The sequence below is a fragment of the Kitasatospora sp. NPDC093806 genome (genome assembly GCF_040683335.1).
In the GTDB taxonomy this organism is placed as follows: Bacteria; Actinomycetota; Actinomycetes; order Streptomycetales; family Streptomycetaceae; genus Kitasatospora.
This window is the reverse complement of record NZ_JBFBDO010000073.1, coordinates 24,222-43,185: the sequence shown is the minus strand read 5'-3', so window position 1 is coordinate 43,185 and position 18,964 is coordinate 24,222. Positions and strand designations below refer to the sequence as shown.

Below are 18,964 nucleotides of genomic sequence, written 5' to 3'. Positions count from 1 at the left end.
CCGGTGACCTCGCGCACCGTCGTCGACGCGCCGCCCGCGTTCCCGGAGGCCGCGGGCATCCGGCGGGGGGAGTGGACCGAACTCTCCCGGATGCGCCGCTCGTCCAAACGCTTCGGACGCCAGCCGCTCGACCCCGCCGTCCTGCTCGACACCCTCGGCACCCTGGCCACCGAGCTGCCCTGCGACCTGACCGGCACCGGCTTCGGCGTCACCGTGCTGTCCGCGCCGGGCCGGCTGCCCGACGACCGCCCGACGGACGAGGGCGCGCCGCGCTTCGTCGCGACCCCGTTCGTCACCGACAACGCGGCGATCGCCCGCGCCTGCATGGGCCAGAGCCACCTGGCCGGCGCGGACTCCTTCGTCCTGCTGCACGCCGACCGCGCCGGGACCCTCGGCAGCGGCCCCGCCCTGCTGCGCGAGGCCATCTTCCGCTCCGCGGCCGCCGCCCACCTGCTCTACCTCGGCGCCGCGCGCAACGCCATCGGCGTCACCGGCGTCGGCGGCTTCGACGCGGCCCGCTGGCTCGCCGCCGCCGGGCTCGACGAGACCCGCGAGCTGCTGTACGTGGTCGCGCTCGGCAGCGACCGCGAGGACGACCGCAAGCTGGACCGCGCCGAGATCGCCTACGCCCAGGGGGAAGGATGACGGGCCTGCTGTGGGAGCGCCTGCGCGCCGCCCTGGCGGAGCACCACGACCGGCCGGCGCTCGGCGACCCGGAGGGGACCCTCCGGTACGGCGAACTCCTCTCCCGCGTCGAGAAGTTACGGGCCGGGCTGGGCCTCGACGGGTGGTCCGGACCGGACCGCGCGCGGGTCGCGCTGAGCGCCGGGAACACCGCGCACTACCCGGTCGCCCTGCTGGCCGTGCTCGCCGCCGGCGCGGTGCCGTTCCTCTTCGACCCCCAGTGGGGCGAGACGGAGATCTCCGCCGCGGTCCGCAGCTGCGGCATCGACCTGCTCGTCCACGACCGCCCGCTGCCCGTCGGCTCGGCCGGGCCCGCCCGCGCGCTGAACGGTCCGCTGTTCCTCAGCGAGGCCACCGGCGAGCGCGACCGCCCGGAGCTGCTGGCGACCACCGAACTGTGCCGCTACACCACCGGGAGCACCGGCTACCCCAACTGCGTGGAGTTCGCCGGCACCGCGGTGATCGGCGCCGCCACCGGCTGGATCGACGGCACCGGCCTCGGACCGGAGGACCGCATCCTCTGCTTCGCCGGCCTCGCCAACGGCCTGGCCTTCAACACCTCCCTCGTCCCCGGCCTGCTGGCCGGCTCCCTCCTCCACCTGGCCGGCGGCCTGCCGTCGGCCGGACACGTGCTGCGCTACGTCCGGCAGACCGGGCCCACCCGGCTCACCGGGTTCCCGGCGCTCTACGCCTCGCTGCTGCGCCGCACCGCCCCGGCCCCGGAACTCGCCGGCATCCGGGTGGCGATCTCCTCGGGCGCCCCGCTCCCGCCGGACGACGCCCGCGCCCTGCGGGAGCGCTACGGCCTGGCCGTCGCCAACTACTACGGCATCGCCGAGACCGGTCCGCTCACCTTCGACCGCGAGCCCGACCCGGCCCGCGGCCTCGGCGCACCGCTGCCCGGCGTCCGGTTCCGGATCCCGGACGGGGCCCGCGCCGGGGAGCCCGGGGCGATCGCGGTCCGCTCCACGTCCATGGGCTCGCGCTACCTCAACGCCCCCGGCGTGCTCGAACGCCGGCTCGACGAGGACGGGTTCTACGCGACCGGCGACGAGGGCTACCTGGCGGCCGGGCTGCTGCACCTGGCCGGCCGCTCGGGAAAGCTCATCAACGTCGGCGGCCGCAAGGTCGACCCCACCGAGGTCGCGGACGTCCTGCGCACCGTGCCCGGCGTGACCGACGCCCTCGTCCTGGAGGTCACCAGGTCCGACGGCGACAAGGCGCTCGGCGCGCTCGTCGAGGCCCCGGCCGGCCTGGCGGCGGACGCCGTCCGCGCCCACTGTCGCGGCCTGCTCGCCCCGTACAAGGTGCCCGAACGCCTCGCCGTCGTGGACCGCATCCCCGCCTCCAGCATCGGCAAGCCCCGGCTGGCGGCCGCCCGCGCGCTGCTGGAGGGCTGAGCCGGGCCGTCGCCGCCCCGGGCGGCGGACCTCCCGTCGGCCGCCCCGGTCCCACCGGATTCCTCGGCCCCACCGGATTCCCCGGTCCCACCGGATTCCCAACGAAACGGAAGTGTCATGACCAGTCAGGCCCCGAAAGGCAGTGCCCTGCACGTCCGCGTCGCCGACCTCGCGGTGAGCGCCAGCGACGGCGGACTCCCGCTGGAGGCCGTCACCGCCGGCAGCTCCACCTTCGCCGAGCTCGGCATGTCCTCGCTGTCCTTCCTGCGGTTGATCGACTCCCTGGAGAACGAGTTCGGCGTCTACATCGACCTGGAGGAGGCGGCCGGCACCCTCGGTACCGTCGACGGCCTGGTGACGTACATGGAAGGCCAGGGAGTCGGCACCCATGCCGGATGATCCGCAGCAGACCCCGGCCGAGCGGCAGTTGCGCGGCCGGCTCGCCATCGCCGCCCGCTCGCTCTCGCTCGGCGGGCACGACGACTTCAACCAGGGACAGGTCTCGGCCCGGCTGCCCGGCAGCCGCGCCTTCCAGATCAAGGGCGCGCTGACCGGCTTCGACGAATGCGTCCCCGCGGACGTCATCCCCGCCGAGGTCGACCCCGACGCGCCCGCGCACCGGCTCGCCCCGCCCGAACTCGCCCTGCACCAGGCGGTCTACGCGGCGCGGCCGGACGTCAACGGCATCGTGCACAGCCACGCGCCGTACACCCTGGCCTTCGGCGCCACCGACCTCGAACTGAGACCGGTCTCCCACGACGGGGCCTACTTCGAGGACCGGCTGTCCCGCTTCACCCTGACCAGCAACACCATCCTGGACATCGCCACCGGCCGCGCGGTCGCCACCGCCCTGGGCCCCGACCCGGCGCTGCTGCTCCGCAACCACGGCGGACTGGTGGTCGGCAAGACGCTCAAGCACGCCGTCGTCCTCGCCCACCTGCTGGAACGGGCCTGCCGGCTCCAGCTCCTGGTGGAATCCGCGCCCGGCAAGTACCACAGCTCCTCGGCCGTCGACGTCGAGGCCAAGCGCGACTTCATCTACGGCGACCTCGCGGTCCGCTCCTACTGGGAGCACTCGGTGCGCGCCGTGCTGCGCGCCTTCCCCGAGGCGGTGGACTGGTGAAGGTCGAGCGGCACTTCGCCGACGACACCCAGCGCGAACTCTTCGCCCTGGTCGAGGAGATCGCGGACAAGGAACTCGCGCCGCGCGCCGACGTCGAGGAGCGCTCCGGCCGCTTCCCGCGGGAGACGGTCGAACTGCTCGGCCGGGCCGGGCTGATCGGGCTGCCGTTCCCGGAACGCTGGGGCGGCGGCGACCAGCCGTACACCGTCTACCTCCAGGTGCTGGAGCGGCTCGCCTACCGCTGGTTCGCGGTGGCCGAGTCCGTCCACCTCCAGGTGCTGGCCTCGCACGGCCTGGCCCGGTTCGGCGACGACGACCAGCGCGACCGGTGGCTCCCCGAGCTGCTGAGCGGGGAGGTGCTCGGCGCGAACGCGCTGTCCGAGGCCGAGGCCGGCTCGGACCTGGAGGGCATCCGCACCACCGCCGTCCGCGAGGGCGACGGCTACCGGATCTCGGGCACCAAGTCCTGGGTCAGCCACGGCGGTGTGGCCGGCCTCTACAACGTCTACTGCCGCACCGGTACGGCGGGCCTGGGCAGCCTGACCTGCCTGATGGTCGACGCACACACCCCGGGAGTGCTGCCCCAGCCGCCGGAGCACAAGATGGCGGTGGCGACCCTGCCGACCGCCCAGGTCGTCCTCGACGACGTCCGGGTGCCCGCGGGCATGCGGCTCGGCCGGGAGAACCGGGGCATGCTGGTGGCCGCCTCGGTGTTCGACCACGGGCGGCTCGGCATCGCGGCCTGCGCCGTCGGCCTCGCCCAGGCGGCCCTGGACCACGCCACCGAATACGCCAAGGGCCGGATCCAGTTCGGCGCGCCCGTCATCACCTTCCAGGGCGTCGGCTTCCTGCTCGCCGACATGGCCACCCAGGTCGCGGCCTCCCGCGCGCTGCTCCTGGAGGCGGCCCGACTCCGGGACGCCGGACGGCCGTTCGCGACCCAAGCCGCCCAGGCGAAGCTCTTCGCCACCGACACCGCGATGCGGGTCACCACCGACGCCGTCCAGGTGCTCGGCGGACACGGCTACGTCCAGGACCACCCCGTGGAACGGTGGATGCGGGAGGCGAAGCTCCTGCAGATCATCGAGGGCACCAACCAGATCCAGCGGGCGGCGATCGCTCGCGCGCTGTGACCGCCGCCCGCCCCCGGCGTCCCCGAACGCCCGTCACCACTCAACCGACCCAGGGAACACCATGCGCTTCGGCTGCTTCATCTCCCCGCTCCACCCGATCGGCGAGGACCTCAACCTCCTGTACCAGCGCGACATGGAATTCGTCGAGCTCGTCGACTCCCTGAACTACGAGGAACTGTGGATCGGGGAGCACCACTCGGCGGGCTGGGGCACCATCCCGGCGCCGGAGCTGTTCATCGCCGCGGCGGCCGAACGGACCCGGCGGATCAAGTTCGCGACCGGTGTCACCGCGCTGCCCTACCACCACCCCTTCCTGGTCGCCGACCGGGCGATCCAGCTCGACCACCAGACCCGGGGCCGGTTCATCCTCGGCGGCGGCGCCGGGTCCGTGATCTCGGACATGCACATGTTCGGGATCGACCCCCAGTCGACCCGGGAACGGACCGCCCAGGCCATGGAGACGGTCGTCGCGCTGCTCGCCGGCGAGACCGTCACCCGGGACGAGGGCTGGTTCAAACTGGTCGACGCCCGGCTCCAGCTCGACCCCTTCACCCCGGGCGGGCCGGAGGTCACCGTCGCCAGCGCCGCCACCCCGTTCGGGGTCAAGCTGGCGGGCCGGCTCGGCATCAGCGTGCTCTCCCACGCCGCGCCGCCGTGGGGCGCGGTCCGGGCCGGCCTGAGCCTGGGCCTCGAACGGCTCGCGGACCAGTGGCGCCACCACGAGGAGGCCGCCGCCGAGGCGGGCCGCCAGGTGTCCCGGGACGACTGGCGCCTGGTCGTCCCCGTGCACGTGGCGCCCACCTCGGAGGAGGCGCTGGACGACATCCGCGAGGGGTGGCTGCGCCAGCGCAACGAGCTCTGGATCGACACCTTCGCCATCCCGATGTCGCGCAACCCGCAGAGCGGGGCCAAGGCCTTCGAGGCCACCGTGGCGGCCAACGGCATCATCGCCGGTGACGTCGAGCACGTGGTCGGCGCGATCACCAAGCTGCAGGAGATCACCGGCGGGTTCGGGACCCTGCTCATCTCCTGCCAGGACTGGGCGTCGCGGGAGGCCCAGCGGCGCAGCCTCGACCTGTTCGCGCGCTTCGTGGTGCCCCGCTTCCGGGGTACGGCCGACCGCCTGCGCGCCTCCAACGACTGGGCGGCCGCCAACCGCACCGCGATGCAGGAGGCCGGCTTCGCGGCCCGGACCAAGGCGATGGCGGAGCACGGCGGGACCGAGACCGACGGCGACGCCGCGGCCCGCGCCTGAGCACTCCGCTGCCCGACCGGGGCCGTCGCACCCGCGGTGCGACGGCCCCGGTGCCGGTTGGTGATCATGGGGCCGGGCGGTGGCCGTAGAGTGGTGCGCGCAGCTGGTTCGCCCTGTCCGCCAGGCAGGCGCGTCGCAAGAGGGAACCCGGTGGGAGTCCGGGACTGCCCCGCAGCGGTGAGCGGGAACGACCGCCGTCAGACGCACTGGGCCCGGCCGGGCCCGGGAAGCGACGGCCACTAGGTGTCCGCCCTTTCACGGGTGGCGTGCCCGCGAGTCCGAAGACCTGCCACTGCCCGGGGACCGCAGCGGTCCCCGGTCTCACCGTGACCCCGAGGGCGGGCCGACGGCGTGGCAGGGGGCGCATCCGTGTGCCCGTCCGCTCCGCACGCACGCCTCGCTCCGGGTCCGCGAACTCGCGAAGGAGAGTTCCGTGAAGCAGACCGGTCAGCGCGGATCCCGCACCGCCGGCACCACCACCGGGGAGGTGACGGCCCGATGACGGCGCCCTCGGTTCCCTCCGTTCCGCCGGTTCCGCCGGTCCCGTCGGCCGACCCGGCCCCGTCCCGGACGCCGGGGGACTCGGCCGTGACCCTCGCGCACATCATGAGCGAGCACGACACCAACCTCTACGGGACGGTGCACGGCGGCGTGGTGATGAAGCTGATCGACGACGCCGCGGCCGCCGCCGCGGGCCGCCACGCCGGGGTGCCCGCGGTGACGGTGTCGGTCGAGGAGATGACCTTCCTCGCCCCGGTCCGGGCCGGGGACCTACTCACCGTCCGCGCCCGGGTGGACCACGCCGGGCGCACCTCGATGGACGTCTCGGTGGTGGTCACGGCGGAACGGTGGAACCTCACCGGACCGGTCACCCGGGTGGCGACGGCGCAGCTGGTGTTCGTCGCCGTCGACGCCGACGGGCAGCCGCACCGGGTACCCGCCCTGGTCCCGGAGACCCCCGCCGACCAGCGGCGCGAGCGCCTCTCCAGGGAACGCCGCGCCCGGCGGTCCTGACCGCCGCGACCCACGCGGGTCCGCGCGCCGCCCCGGCGCCCGGACCCGCACGGGCCCGCACCCGGACCCGCGCCCCTGACCCGCACCCGCGCCCGCACCCCAGGCTCGCGCCTGCGCCCGCGCCCGGACCCGCGCCCGGACCCGCGCCCGGTACCCGGAGCCGTGCTCGCGCCTGGACCCGCGCCCTCACCCACGCCCGCACCCGGCGTCAGGCTGTGACGGTCAGTCGACGCGCAGGGTGAACTGGGCGGTGTGCAGCTGTCCGGCGGTCTGGAACTGGAGGAAGACCCGCCAGTCGCCCGGCGCGGGGAGCAGGGCCTGGAAGGTCAGGGTGGGTCCGCCGTGGTCGCCGTCGACCCGGTCCGCCGGGTGGAGGTGGGCCAGCGCCTGGTCGCCCGCGTGGAACGCGGTGAGGTGGGCGTAACTGTCCAGGTAGGGCTGGATATCGTCGACCGGTCGGCCGTCCCGGCTGACGGTGGCGACCAACTGGTGGGCGCCGGCCATCGGCCGGGCGTGCAGGGTGACGGTGTAGCCGTCGACGGTGGCGCTCTCCTCCGGGGCGGGCAGCGGCACCGCGGCGGCCTCGCCGGGCACCGTCACGGTGCGGCTGAGCACGAGCTCCGCGGCGTGCGGGCCGGTGTCCGGGACGAAGTCGGCGTACAGCCGCCAGGTGCCCGGGGCGAGGGCGGCCAGATCGGCGGTCCAGGTGCCGTCGGCGGCCATGTCGGGGTGCAGGTGCTGGAAGCCGGTGAGGTCGCCGCGGATCGCGTAGAAGTGCAGCTTCTTGGTCTGGTGGACGGCGAAGCCGGTGACGGGCGAGCCGTCCGGGCCGGTGACGGTGAAGCGCAGGGCGGTCGGCCGCTGGGCCGGCAGCCGGGAGGTCGCGATGTCCAGCCGGTAGCCGTCCTGCTCGGCGGCGAGGCCCCGGGTGGGTCCGGCGGCGGCGCCCGCCGGATGCGCCATGCCTGGCATCCCGGGCATCCCGTCCGTCCCGTCCGTACTTGCGCCGGCGGCCCCGGCGGAACCGGCGGGGGCCGACGGGACGGTGGCCGCCATCCCGAGCACGAGCAGCACCGGAACGCAGGAGGCGAGCAGCCACCCCCGGGAGAACGGGCGAGCGGGAGAAGCGGTCATCGGCGGGTCCTTCCCGTACGGGGCGCGAGCCCGACCGGGCACGCCGTCCGGGGCCGAGGGGATTCGGCCCGCATGACGACTCGGAGACCCGCGCCGGGCGCCGGGATAACGGAAAGTCGCGGCGTTGATCGGATGTCAATCCACGACCGCTTTACTGCGGGCACGGCCGGGGTGACCCGACCGGGCATCGAAACGCACCAGTTCGTTAGGGTTCGATCATGAACAGCACGTCAGTCCAGCCGCCCACGACCCTGCCGGTCCTGGAGACCGCCCTCGTCCGCTTGCGTGACCACCGCGCCGACGACCTCGACGCCATGCGCTCCGTCTGGGGTGACGCGGCCGGGATGCGCCACCTCTCGACCGGCGTCATGGACGACGGCCGGATCCGGCGCCGGCTCGACGAGGCGGTGGCGACCGCCGCCGAACTGCCGCGCCGCCACTACCAGCTGGCCGCCTGCCTGCAGGGCGACGACCGCCCCGTCGGCGGCATCCGGCTGGAGGTCGAGGACGACACCACCGGGTACTCCGGGGTCTTCACCATGGCCCGGCACCTGCGCGGCTCGGGCTGCGCGCCCGACATCGGCTGGCTGATGCTCAAGCTCGCCTTCGCCGAACTCGGCCTCAGCCGGGTGTGGAGCATGACCTCGGTGGAGAACACCGACGCGGTCCGCGCGATCACCCGCTTCGGCTTCACCCCGACCGGCGAGACCGAGCGCTACTTCGCCGAGGCCGACACCACGATGCGCCTGGTCACCATGGAGGTCCGCGCGGAGACCTGGCGCGCCATGCCGGTCCCGGCCGGCCCCGGCTCCGTCTGAACCGGTTCCGGCCGAACCGGAACCCCGCGCGGCGCGCTACGACTCGTCGACGATCCGGCCGTCGCGGAGCTCGACCACCCGGTCCGCGAGCTCCATCAGGTTCGGGTCGTGCGTCGCGACCAGGACGGTGACGCCCTCGCTGCGCACCACCGCGCGCAGCAGCTCCATGATCTGACGGCCGGTCTCCGAGTCCAGCTGGCCGGTCGGCTCGTCGGCGATGATCAGGTCGGGCTCGTTGGCCAGTGCCCGGGCGATGGCGACCCGCTGCTGCTGGCCGCCGGAGAGTTCGCCCGGGCGCTGGTTGGCGTGGTCGGCGAGGCCGACCAGCGCCAGCAGCGTCCGGGCCCGCTCCTCGCGCTGGGCGGCCGGGACCTTGCGCAGCCGCATCGGCACCCCGACGTTCTCGGCGGCGGTGAGCACCGGCAGCAGGCCGAAGGACTGGAAGACGAAGCCGAGGCGGTCGCGGCGCAGCGCGAGCCGCCCGTCCTCGTCCAGCGCGCCCAGGTCGGTCCCGTCCAGGGTGATGGTGCCGCCGGTCGGCGCGTCCAGGCCGCCGACCAGGTTGAGCAGGGTGGTCTTGCCGGAGCCGGAGCGGCCCTTGAGGGCGGTGAGCTCGCCGCGGCCGATGACGAAGGAGACGCCGCGCAGCGCGTGGACGGTGCGCTCGCCGGTCCCGAAACTGCGGCGGAGATCGGTGACGGCCACCATGGGAGCGGTGACGGTGCCGGCCGGTTGCTGCGTCATGCGGCATCCCCCTGGGTGTTCCTGTGGCGCTCCCCGCCGGTGATGCGGCGGTGAATGAGCTGATGTGTTCATGGTCAATCGAAACGCGTCGGCTTGACGTGCCGTCAGCGTCAACGGCGTTGCGATCCGCAGCATTTGCTCATTACTTACATCATTCGCGCAAGTCCCTTCCTTTCCTTGACCGGATCTGACAGCATCGTCCGCTATCCGGTGATCAAGCGCCGGTGATCATCGTATCGGCGCGCCGAAGGCGCCCACCCGCGCAGTCGGATCGAATCGTGCCCGGACCGGGCGCCGCGCGGACCTCATGAAACCGGGGGAGGAACAGGATGCTCGGCTTCGTCGTGCGCCGTCTGCGCGGGCGACTGCCCCTGGCCACCGCCGCCCTGCTCACCGTACTGATCACGACGGCGGTGCTCACGGCCCTGGTGGCCTTCCAGCGCACCGTCGGCGAGATCGGACAGCGCCAGGCCCTCCAGGGCCAGGGGCACCCGCGGACCACCGTGGTGGTCAACTCCGAGCACGGGCTGGACAAGCGGACCAAGGACGACGCCGCGGTCGCCGACTACGGCCGCGCCCTCTTCGGCGACCTGCCGACCGAGACCCGCGCCCTGTCCCGCAGCCGCTCCTACGGCCTGCCGGACGGCACGGCCGACGGCGCCAAACCTGCCCAGGCGGGCAACCCGACGGGCAACCAAGGGGGCGGCCAGCCGGGCAGCGGCAAGGAGTCCGACCTCACCCTGCTCGCCGCCCTCGACCGCCAGCACGTCGGCCTGCTCGCCGGCGCCTGGCCCGCCGCCGCCGGCAAGGAGGCCACCGGCACCGCCCCCGGCCCCGTCCAGGCGGCCGTCCCGCAGAGCACCCTCACCCGCCTCGGCCTCACCGCCGAAGCCCTCCCCGCCGAGGTCAGGCTCACCGACCGCTACGGCGGCGCCCCGCTCACCGTCCGGATCACCGGCGTCTACCGCGCCACCGACCCGACCGACCTGTACTGGCGGCTCGACCCGGTGCAGGGCCGCGAGATCCAGCTCGGCGGCTTCACCACCTACGGCCCGCTGCTCGTCGACGACACCGTCTTCACCGCCGCCGGCCTCCCGCAGAACGGCCGCAGCTGGCTGCTCGACGCCGACTTCACCGGCGTCGGCCCCGCCGCCGTCGACGCCCTTCGCGGCCGGATCACCGGGGCCGGCGACGACCTCAACAAGAACGCCGGCCTGCTCGCCCGCACCGACCTGCCCGACCTGCTGCGCGAACTCGACTCCAGCGCCATGGTCGCCCGCTCCACCCTGCTGATCGGCGCCCTCCAGCTGATCGTGCTGGCCGCCGCCGCCCTGCTCCTGGTCGTCCACCTCATCGCCACCCGCCAGCAGGCCGAGAACGCCCTGCTCGCCGCCCGCGGCTCCTCCGGCCGACGGCTCGGCGGCTACACCGCCATCGAGGCGTTGCTGCTCGCCCTGCCCGCCGCGCTGTTCGCCCCGCTCCTCACCCCGCCGCTGCTCCGCGTCCTCGGCGGCTTCGGTCCGCTGCGCCACGTCCCGCTGGACACCTCGCTCCGCTGGACCCTCTGGCCGGTCGCGGTCGCCTGCGCCCTCGGCTGCGTACTGCTCGCCGCCGTCCCCGCCCTGCTGCGCGGCGCCGGCGAGGCGGTCCTGCGCCGGGCCGGCCGCCGCCAGGCCGTGGCGGCCGGCGCCGCCCGCTCCGGGGCCGACCTCGCCCTGCTCGCCCTGGCCGTCCTCGCCTACCAGCAACTCGCCCAGTACAGCGGCGGATTGTCGCCGGACGCGGACGGCCGCCTCGGCCTGGACCCGGTCCTGGTCGCCACCCCCACCCTCGCGCTCTGCGCCGGCACCCTGCTCGCCCTGCGGCTGCTCCCGCTCGCCGCCCGGGTCGGCGCCCGGATCGCCGCCGGCGGCCGCGGCCTCGGACCCGCCCTGGTCGGCTGGCAGCTCGCCCGCCGCCCCGGCCGGGCCAGCGGCCCCGTCCTGCTGCTGGTGCTCGGCGTCTCCACCGGCGTCCTGGCCCTCGGCCAGCACGCCACCTGGAACCGCTCCCAGCAGGACCAGGCCTCCTTCGCCACCGCCGGCGGGCTGCGCATCCACGGTTCCCACAGCTCCCCGATGGGGCAGGGCAGCCGGTACGCCACCCTGCCCGGCGCCGAGCGGCTCATCCCGGTCGCCCGCGCGGAGCAGTCCCTGCCCGACAGCACCACCGCCCAGCTGCTCGCCCTGGACGCCGCCGCCTTCGCCGAGCGCGTCCCGGTCCGCGCCGACCTCCTCGCCGGCCAGGACCCGAAGGCGCTGTTCACCCCGCTGACCGGTGGCTCGCCCGCCCCGGTCGGGGTCCCGCTGCCCGGCCGTCCGCACCGGATCGAGGTCGACCTCACCCACACGCCCGACGTGCTGGCCGCCGACCCCGACGACTCCGGCAAGCACGGCCCGGACGCCTGGCTGCTGCTACGCGACCGCTACGGCTTCACCTACATCGCCCCGCTCACCGGCATCCCGGCCACCGGCGACGGCCGCGCCACCGTCGACCTCGCGGCGCTGACCGACGGTGGGCTCAGCTCGGCCGCCGCGCCGCTCACCGTCGTCGGCATGAACCTCAGCTACGGCCCCGGGCAGGGCGGCGTCCTGACCGTCCGACGGCTGGCCGCCGCCGACAGCGCGACCGCCCCCGCCGTGCCCGCCACCGTCCCCGCCGGCCTCGGCTGGACCAACAGCGGCGACAGCGGCACCCGCGCGATCGGCGCCGAGGTCCGCCCCGACCCCTCCGACGACCGGCGGCTGCTGACGGTGCGCTACTCGCGTGCCCGCACCAGCCTCGGCAACGAGCGCGCCGTCATCGCCCCGGTCATCGCCCCCGCCGCCGGCCCCGCGTCGACCGAGATCACCGGCGTCGCCACCGGCGGCTACCTGGCCGCCACCGGCGCGGCCGTCGGTGCGACCGTCCGGGTGCCCTTCGGCCTCGTCATCCTCCAGGTGCGGATCACCGGCACCGTCGAGTCGCTGCCCGTGGCCGGCGGATCCGCCCTGCTCGTCGACCTCGGCACCGTCGCCCGGGCGCTCGCCGTCACCGGACGCGAGACCCCCGCCCCCACCGAATGGTGGCTGCCCGCCACCGGCCCCGGCGACCGTACCCCCGCCGAGGCCGCCGCCGCCCTGCGCGCCGCCCCCGGCACCCCCGAGCTCCAACTGCGCGACGAGGTCGCCGCCGGCCTGCTCGGCGACCCGCTCAGCGCGGCCCCGCAGAACGCCCTCGCCGCCATCGCCGTCGTCACCACCGTGCTCGCCGCGATCGGCTTCGGCGCCGCCGCGGCCGCCGCCGCCGGCGAACGCTCCCGCGACTTCGCCGTCCTGCTCGCCCTCGGCACCCCCAGGCGCCGGCTGGTCCGCACCGCCGCCGCCGAACAGGCCGTCCTGGTCGGCCTCGGCACCCTGGTCGGCCTCGGCCTGGGAGCCCTGATCGTCCATCTGATCGTGCCGCTCGTGGTGCTCACCCCGACGGCCCGCCGACCCGTCCCGGAGGTCCTGGTGGACCTGCCGCTCGGCACCGCCGTGCTGCTCGCCGCCGCGATCGCCGCCGTCCCGCTGCTGTCGGCCCTCCTCGGCGGTCGCCGCCGCCGGGACGTGGCCCAGCGACTGCGGCACCTGGAGGAGATGTGACCAGCCCGGCCGACCCCACCACGCCCGGCACCGGTCCGGAGTCCGGCACCGGTCCGACGGTCGCCCACCGGCCCGCGCCCTGGGTGCGCACCCGGCTGCGCGCGACGCCGCTCGCCGCCGTTCTCACCGCCGTCCTCGCGTTCGGCACGGTCTTCCTCGCGGCCGCCTTCCCGCGCGTCCTCGACCGGACCGCCGACCAGGGCCTGCGTGACTTCCTGCACGACCGGGGCCCCGCCGCGACCAGCGTCTACGCCACCAGCGCGCTGCGCGGGACCGCGGGCGAACTCGACGAGATCACCGGGAAGCTCACCTTGCACACCGGCGAGACCTTCGCCGTCGCCCCGGACGGCCCGGTCTACGGCGCCCGCAGCGGAAAGCCCCGCACCCTCACCACCCCCGGGCTCGCCACACCCGAGGAGCTCCCCCCGACCCTCGACCTGCTCTACCTCAAGGGTCTGGCTGACCACGCCACCCTGGTCGAGGGCCGGTGGCCCGACGCCGGCACGGGTGGACCGGTCCGGATGGCGATCAGCAAGAGCACGGCGGACACCGTCGGCATCCGCCTCGGCGACGTCCTGGACACCAAGGCGTCGATCAACGGCGAGGCCCCCAAGGCCGAAGTGGTCGGCATCTTCACCGCCCACGACCCGGCCGAACCGTTCTGGGTCGAATTGGGCTGCCCCGCCGGGCCCTGCCTGCAGTACATGACCGAGATCAAGAAACTGCCGAGGGCCTACTGGCGTACGACCGGGCTGGTCTCCGGCGACGCCCTCGAACAGATCGGCTCCTGGGAGATCGGCGCCCAGGACTTCTGGCGGCTACCCGTCGACATCGACGGCCTGCGCGCCGACCGCCTGGCCGACACCCAGCGCGACCTCGCCTCCTACCTGACCGGCCCGACGGCCACCGCGCTCAGCGACACGACCTACCGGCAGGACCTGCAGCTCACCTCCCCGCTGCCCAAACTGCTGAGCCAGGCGGCCGAACGCCAGCAGGCCGTCGCGCCGCTGGCCACGATCGGCCCGGCCGGCCTCGCCGGCGTCGGCGTCCTGGTGCTCTGCCTGACCGCCGTGCTCTCCTTCGACCGGCGGATCGCCGAACTGCGGCTGCTCCAGGCCCGCGGCGGCTCGCGCGGCGACGTGCTGCGCCGACTCCTCGGTGAGGGCGCCGTGACGGTCCTGCCCCCGGCGGCGGTGGCGTTCGTCCTCGCCTTCCTGCTGCTGCCCACCCCGCGCTGGGGCGGCACCGTCCTGGCCGCGCTCGGCGTCACCCTGTTCGCCCTGCTGGCACTGCCGGTCCGCGCCGCGCTGCTCTGGTCCCGGCCCCGGGCGGCCGCCGGCCGCCGGCGACTCGCCGGCGAACTCACCGTTTTTGCCGTGACCGCTGCGGCCGTGCTGGAGGTCCGCCGACGCGGCGTCGCCCCGGCCGGGGAGGAGATGGACCCGCTGCTGGTCGCCGCCCCGCTGCTGCTCGCCCTGACCGGTGGCCTGCTGCTGGCGCGCATCCAGCCGCCGGTGGTCGGCCTGTTCGCCGGGGCGGCGGGCCGCGGCCGGGGCGCCGTCGGCTTCCTCGGCCTGGCCCGCGCCTCGCGCGGCAACGGCACCGACCGCCGGCCCTCCGTCCTGCCGCTGATCGCCCTGCTGCTCGCCGTCACCACGGCCGGCTTCGGCGCCACCGTCCTCGACACCGTGGACTCCTCCCGCACCCGCGCCGCCCGGCTGTCCGTCGGCGGTGACGCCTCCGTGGTGCTGCCGATCGGCGTGACGGTTCCGCAGGCGTTCACCGACGCCGCGGCCGCCCTGCCCGGAGTCCGGGCGGCGACCCCGGTCTGGTCCGACACCGAGGTGTTCGTGCTCGGCGCCGGCAGCGGCACCACCCGGGTCACCGCGGTGGCCGCCGACCCGGCCGCCTACGCGCAGATCTCCCGCTCGCTCGGCCGCGGCGCCTTCGACCCGGCCCTGCTGGCCGGGGGCGACGGGGGCGTGGAGACACCCCTCCCGGCCCTGATCTCCAGCGCGTTGGCGAAGCAACTCGGCGGGGAGCGCGATTACCGGGTCCGGATGCCCGGCGGCGGCGAACTGCTGGTCCGTACGGTCGACACGATCGACGACACGCCCGCCCTCCAAGGGGACGGCCGGAAGTTCGTCGTGCTGCCCGCCGGACCAGCCACCGCCCGCGCGCCCGAGACCGGCCGCGCCGGCCTCTGGTTCGGCATCGGCACCCCGGACCAGGGCGAACTGACCCGCCTGGTGCAGGAGCTGATCGTCCCCGGTGCCGCGAAGAAGACCAAGGCGACGATCGCCGACGGTGCGGGCGGCGTATCGGCCGCGGGCGCCCTGCCGCCCGGCTACACGGTGCGCACCAGCGCGGCGGTGGCCGACAAGCTGGCCGAGGACCCGCTGCAGGACTCGGCCGCCCGGCTGTTCTGGACCGCCGTCATCGGCGCCGGCGCGCTCGCCCTGCTCGCCGTCCTGCTGACCCTGGTCCGGGCCGCGCCCGAGCGCACCGCGCTGCTCGCCCGGCTGCGGACCATGGGCCTGCGCCCCCGGCAGGGCCTGACCCTGATCCTGGTCGAGACCGTCCCGCAGATGCTGGTCGCGGCGGTCGGCGGCGCGCTGGTCGCGCTCGCCGCGGTCGCCCTGCTCGGCCCCGCGTTCGACCTGTCCATCCTGGTCGGCGCGGAGATCGCGCCCGGCCTGCCGGTGGCCCTCCCGCCGGTCCTGATCCAGGCGTTCGGGCTCGCGGCGCTGGTCTCCGCGGGGGTCGTCGCCGAGGCGCTGATCGCCGGCCGGCGCCAGATCGCCACCGAACTGCGGGCGGGGGACCAGCGATGACCGCCGGCCCGGCCCGCCGACCCGCCCCGATACCAGTACAGCGGTACGTTCACGAGCGCGTCCACGACAACAGCACGGCGCCGACGAGAGGAGAGCAGCGGTGAACAACAGCGCACAGGAACGGACGGCCGCCCCGGCCCCCACCTTCCGGGAACTGCAGGAACGGGCCCTCGCCGCCGCCTCGCCCAAGGCCTTCGGCGCCGACGCGGCCATCGTCTGCGACCGCCTGGTCCGCATCTTCAGCGCCCAGGGCGTCGAGGTGCAGGCCCTCCAGGGCCTCGAACTGACCATCCGGCAGGGCGACCTGGTCGCCCTGGTCGGCGCCTCGGGCAGCGGCAAGTCCACCCTGCTGACCATCCTGGCCGGCCTCGACGTGCCGACCGCCGGCACCGCCACCGTCGCCGGCTGCGACCTGCTGGAGATGTCCACCCGCGAACGCCTGCGCTACCGCCGCGAGGTGGTCGGCTTCATCTGGCAGCAGACCGCCCGCAACCTGCTGCCCTTCCTCACCGCCGCCGAGAACATCGCGCTGCCCATGCAGCTGCGCGGCGGCCGCAACTCGCGCGGCGCCGGACGCCGGCAGGCCGCCCGGGTCGCCGAACTGCTGGAGGCCCTGGAGATCGGCGAACTCGCCGGCCGGCGCCCCACCGAGATGTCCGGCGGCCAGCAGCAGCGGGTCGCCATCGCGGTCGCGATGGCCAACAACCCGCCGGTGCTGCTCGCCGACGAACCGACCGGCGAGCTCGACTCCGAGACCGGCGCGAGCATCTTCGAGGCCTTCCGCACCGTCAACCGCGACCTCGGGGCGACCGTCGTGATCGTCACCCACGACCCGATGGTGGCCGGCGAGGTCCGCCGCACGGTCGCCATCCGCGACGGCCGCACCAGCAGCGAGGTGCTCCGCCGCACCCTCACCGACGAGCACGGCGAGGAGTCGGTGAACGAGACCGAGTACGTGATGCTCGACCGCACCGGCCGGGTCCAGCTGCCCGCCAAGTTCCTGGAGGCGCTCGGCATGGAGCACCGGGTGGCGGTCGAGTTGGCCCCCGACCACATCGCGGTCCGCCCCGACGACCTCGAAGGGCACTGATCTCAACTGGTGACCCAGGTGACGTCCATCTCGTCGACGAAGGTATGGCCGTCGAAGCTGAGGAAGACCTTCTTGCTGGTGTCGTTGTCGGCGATCCAGCTCTTCTCCCAGGAGGCGACGAGGCCGGCGCTGTCGTACCTGGGAGCGTAGGTGCCCTCGCGGCGCTGCACCGGCTGGTTGAAGAAGGGGTGGCCGCTGCTCAGCCGGTGATTGGTCCGCAGCAGTTGCGTACTGCCCTCGACGGGGATGAGCAGCCGGGCCGGGAAGTTGGTGTGCGCGACGGCGACGGGCTCGACGTAGTGCACGTCGACCTCGTCGGCGTCGACGTACCGGCCCGGAGAGCCGGCCAGCCGGTGGAAGGTCTTGCGGACCCGGTCCGGGCCCTCGAAGCCCTCGGTGAACGTGCGGAGATCACCCTCCTTCTCCTGCCGGTACCAACCGGTGCGGGAGAACTCGTCGAACGCGAAGGAGTCCAGGACCGTGCCGGGGGCCAGGGTCCGGCCCGGCACCTCCAGCAGGTAGGGCTCCTCGATGAACTCGATCACCCGCGAACGGCGCTCGTAGAGCTGCGCGGTGGTCCGCACCCGCCCGGTGCCCCGCGGCAGGTCGGCCCAGGGGGCCACCTTGGGCGGGGCGGGCGCCCAGGCGGTGCAGTCCCGGTCCTGGGAGCCGGTGGTGCGTTCGAGCGTCAGCAGCCGCTCGTTCCTGAACGCGCCGACGGGCGCGCCGACGCCCAGCACGCAGTCCGACAGGTCGTTGATCGCCATCAGCCGCCCGCTGTCGCGCTGGACGAACGACCGCCACGCCTGGCGCCAGTACGAGGTGTCCTTGCCGGTGTCCGGGAACAGCGGACGCAGGGTCACCGCCGGGCCGGCGCCGCTGCCCTCCGCAGTGAGGTACAGGCCGGTGCGGACGTGCCGGATGCGCGTCTAGAGCATGCGGAACCGTTCCGCCTCCCACAGCTCCGGCGCGGACGCGCCCTCCAAGGCGAGCACCACCGGTCGGCCCTCCGGCTCCCAGTCGTCGGCGCGGACCACCTGCTCCGGGTCGCGGTGCAGACGGAACTCGAACGGCTCGGTGGGCCAGTCGATCAGCATGCTCGATCCACCCTTCAGTGGCGACGGTGTGACGATGCGTCAGCGATGATCACAGCCATGATCACCCGGGCCGACGTTCGTGCACCAGGGCATGCGGTCGAACGGCTCGTTCTGTGCGCCGACGGCGCGTTCGGGTCGGGTCTTGTCGGGTCTTGTCAGGTCAGGGATGCTCCTTCACGGGAATTCCGGGCAGGCACACGTGATGCAGGTCCGGTTGAAGGTCCGGCCGGTGGTGAAGGTGGTGATGGTCCGGGTGGTGAAGCAGGCGCGCGGCCCGCAGGTACGGCAGGTGGCCCCGCCGCAGGTCAGGCAGGTGTCACAGGTGATGCAGGTGGCGCCGCGAATGGTGTGGCACCTCGGGAACTCCGTGACCGGCGGGACCGTCGCGCAGAGCGCGGGGATCCTGGTGAGGGGCGGGACCGTCAGGCAGGGGCCGAACCTGGTCTGACAGCCGGCGCAGGTGAAGCAGGTGTCGAGGGTCTCGCACCCCAGGGTGTTGTCCGTGGGCAGGGTGGGGAACTCCGTGTCGAAGGTGTCAGGCAGGCCCACCGCCGGTCCCGGTTGTGCCTCCGCCTGCCCCAGCCGCAGGTCGAGGTCGAAATCGTCGACCGGCGCGGCCGTCTGCACCTGGGTGAAGGCCACCGGCGCCTCGCGACGCAGGGTGACCTTGGTCGCGTCCAGCCCGACGAACGGCGGCTGGTCGCTGGGGATGTCCTCCACCGAGACGACGTCATCCGACGCGAACTCGGCGTAGTAGTCCAGTTGTTTGTTGAAGTACAACCGCCGGTGACCGGGACGGTCGCTGTCGCCCAGCAGACCGCTGAGCGTCAGCGTCTTCGCCGGTCGGTCCGACGGATCGGACAGGTTTCTCGCGACGAAGTCGTCCTGCGGACGGTCGCCGATGCCGCTCGGTCCACCGGGTCCGGTGTCTTTGTCGGCCATGTCAACCTCGGATGCTACTGGTACCGCGTTAACT

The 18,964-nt window shown here is 74.5% G+C and carries 16 protein-coding genes and 1 riboswitch; of the genes, 11 read left to right on the top strand and 5 right to left on the bottom strand.

Annotated features, from left to right (window positions below; all coding sequences use genetic code 11):
- From AB0N76_RS27780 to AB0N76_RS27750, 7 genes are all read left to right on the top strand, one after another.
- Positions 1 to 645: nitroreductase family protein (locus AB0N76_RS27780; protein WP_363561547.1), on the top strand; the 645-nt coding region annotated here is incomplete at its 5' end.
- Positions 642 to 2,084, top strand: coding sequence for a class I adenylate-forming enzyme family protein (locus tag AB0N76_RS27775; RefSeq protein WP_363561545.1), 1,443 nt, complete (start codon positions 642 to 644; stop codon positions 2,082 to 2,084). The genes AB0N76_RS27780 and AB0N76_RS27775, both read left to right, overlap by 4 nt.
- A gap of 117 nt (positions 2,085 to 2,201) precedes the next feature.
- The gene (locus AB0N76_RS27770; RefSeq protein WP_363561543.1) at positions 2,202 to 2,483 is read left to right on the top strand and encodes an acyl carrier protein; all 282 of its coding nucleotides are present in this window, start codon (positions 2,202 to 2,204) and stop codon (positions 2,481 to 2,483) included.
- Positions 2,473 to 3,207, top strand: coding sequence for a class II aldolase/adducin family protein (locus AB0N76_RS27765; RefSeq protein WP_363561541.1), 735 nt, complete (start codon positions 2,473 to 2,475; stop codon positions 3,205 to 3,207). The genes AB0N76_RS27770 and AB0N76_RS27765 overlap by 11 nt, the downstream gene beginning before the upstream one ends.
- On the top strand, positions 3,204 to 4,340 hold the full coding sequence (locus tag AB0N76_RS27760) for an acyl-CoA dehydrogenase family protein (protein ID WP_363561539.1): 1,137 nt from the start codon (positions 3,204 to 3,206) through the stop codon (positions 4,338 to 4,340). The genes AB0N76_RS27765 and AB0N76_RS27760 overlap by 4 nt, the downstream gene beginning before the upstream one ends.
- Positions 4,341 to 4,401: 61 nt before the next feature.
- Positions 4,402 to 5,595, top strand: coding sequence for an LLM class flavin-dependent oxidoreductase (locus AB0N76_RS27755; RefSeq protein WP_363561537.1), 1,194 nt, complete (start codon positions 4,402 to 4,404; stop codon positions 5,593 to 5,595).
- 104 nt (positions 5,596 to 5,699) lie between these two features.
- Positions 5,700 to 5,887, top strand: a riboswitch (cobalamin riboswitch).
- Positions 5,888 to 6,183: 296 nt separating this feature from the next.
- Positions 6,184 to 6,609: a hotdog domain-containing protein gene (locus tag AB0N76_RS27750; protein WP_363561535.1), complete on the top strand. Its 426-nt coding sequence runs from the start codon at positions 6,184 to 6,186 to the stop codon at positions 6,607 to 6,609.
- A gap of 222 nt (positions 6,610 to 6,831) precedes the next feature.
- On the opposite strand, the gene AB0N76_RS27745 is transcribed toward AB0N76_RS27750, so the two are convergent.
- A complete protein-coding gene (locus AB0N76_RS27745) occupies positions 6,832 to 7,743 on the bottom strand; it encodes a hypothetical protein (RefSeq protein ID WP_363561533.1) in 912 nt (303 codons plus the stop codon).
- A 218-nt stretch (positions 7,744 to 7,961) separates the two neighbouring features.
- Between AB0N76_RS27745 and AB0N76_RS27740 the strand changes: the two genes are divergently transcribed.
- Positions 7,962 to 8,561 (top strand): GNAT family protein, encoded by a 600-nt coding sequence (locus tag AB0N76_RS27740; protein ID WP_363561531.1) that lies wholly within the window; start codon positions 7,962 to 7,964, stop codon positions 8,559 to 8,561.
- Positions 8,562 to 8,597: 36 nt separating this feature from the next.
- Here the strand turns inward: AB0N76_RS27740 and AB0N76_RS27735 are convergent, their stop codons facing one another.
- Complete coding sequence (locus tag AB0N76_RS27735) at positions 8,598 to 9,305, bottom strand: ABC transporter ATP-binding protein (protein WP_363561529.1); 708 nt, start codon at positions 9,303 to 9,305, stop codon at positions 8,598 to 8,600.
- Positions 9,306 to 9,634: 329 nt separating this feature from the next.
- Here AB0N76_RS27735 and AB0N76_RS27730 point away from each other — a divergent pair, with 329 nt between their 5' ends.
- From AB0N76_RS27730 to AB0N76_RS27720, 3 genes are all read left to right on the top strand, one after another.
- Positions 9,635 to 12,967, top strand: coding sequence for an FtsX-like permease family protein (locus AB0N76_RS27730; protein ID WP_363561527.1), 3,333 nt, complete (start codon positions 9,635 to 9,637; stop codon positions 12,965 to 12,967).
- The gene (locus AB0N76_RS27725) at positions 12,964 to 15,801 is read left to right on the top strand and encodes a hypothetical protein (protein ID WP_363561525.1); all 2,838 of its coding nucleotides are present in this window, start codon (positions 12,964 to 12,966) and stop codon (positions 15,799 to 15,801) included. The genes AB0N76_RS27730 and AB0N76_RS27725 overlap by 4 nt, the downstream gene beginning before the upstream one ends.
- A gap of 154 nt (positions 15,802 to 15,955) precedes the next feature.
- Entirely contained in the window at positions 15,956 to 16,891 is a 936-nt protein-coding gene (locus tag AB0N76_RS27720; protein WP_363561555.1) for an ABC transporter ATP-binding protein, read from the top strand.
- A gap of 2 nt (positions 16,892 to 16,893) precedes the next feature.
- Here AB0N76_RS27720 and AB0N76_RS27715 read toward each other — a convergent pair whose 3' ends face one another.
- From AB0N76_RS27715 to AB0N76_RS27705, 3 genes are all read right to left on the bottom strand, one after another.
- Positions 16,894 to 17,754, bottom strand: a complete 861-nt coding sequence (locus AB0N76_RS27715) for a hypothetical protein (RefSeq protein WP_363561523.1) — start codon at positions 17,752 to 17,754, stop codon at positions 16,894 to 16,896.
- A 66-nt stretch (positions 17,755 to 17,820) separates the two neighbouring features.
- Positions 17,821 to 17,988 carry a hypothetical protein gene (locus tag AB0N76_RS27710; protein WP_363561521.1) on the bottom strand — a complete coding sequence of 56 codons (168 nt, stop codon included), beginning with the start codon at positions 17,986 to 17,988 and terminating at the stop codon, positions 17,821 to 17,823.
- A 174-nt stretch (positions 17,989 to 18,162) separates the two neighbouring features.
- The gene (locus AB0N76_RS27705) at positions 18,163 to 18,930 is read right to left on the bottom strand and encodes a hypothetical protein (RefSeq protein ID WP_363561519.1); all 768 of its coding nucleotides are present in this window, start codon (positions 18,928 to 18,930) and stop codon (positions 18,163 to 18,165) included.
- Between the last annotated feature and the right edge of the window lie 34 nt (positions 18,931 to 18,964).

Coding starts and splice junctions, on each gene's coding strand:
- AB0N76_RS27775 (WP_363561545.1), top strand. CDS start 642: ATGACGGGCCTGCTGTGGGAGCGCCTGCGCGCCGCCCTGGCGGAGCAC.
- AB0N76_RS27770 (WP_363561543.1), top strand. CDS start 2,202: ATGACCAGTCAGGCCCCGAAAGGCAGTGCCCTGCACGTCCGCGTCGCC.
- AB0N76_RS27765 (WP_363561541.1), top strand. CDS start 2,473: ATGCCGGATGATCCGCAGCAGACCCCGGCCGAGCGGCAGTTGCGCGGC.
- AB0N76_RS27755 (WP_363561537.1), top strand. CDS start 4,402: ATGCGCTTCGGCTGCTTCATCTCCCCGCTCCACCCGATCGGCGAGGAC.
- AB0N76_RS27745 (WP_363561533.1), bottom strand. CDS start 7,743: ATGACCGCTTCTCCCGCTCGCCCGTTCTCCCGGGGGTGGCTGCTCGCC.
- AB0N76_RS27740 (WP_363561531.1), top strand. CDS start 7,962: ATGAACAGCACGTCAGTCCAGCCGCCCACGACCCTGCCGGTCCTGGAG.
- AB0N76_RS27735 (WP_363561529.1), bottom strand. CDS start 9,305: ATGACGCAGCAACCGGCCGGCACCGTCACCGCTCCCATGGTGGCCGTC.
- AB0N76_RS27730 (WP_363561527.1), top strand. CDS start 9,635: ATGCTCGGCTTCGTCGTGCGCCGTCTGCGCGGGCGACTGCCCCTGGCC.
- AB0N76_RS27710 (WP_363561521.1), bottom strand. CDS start 17,988: ATGCTGATCGACTGGCCCACCGAGCCGTTCGAGTTCCGTCTGCACCGC.
- AB0N76_RS27705 (WP_363561519.1), bottom strand. CDS start 18,930: ATGGCCGACAAAGACACCGGACCCGGTGGACCGAGCGGCATCGGCGAC.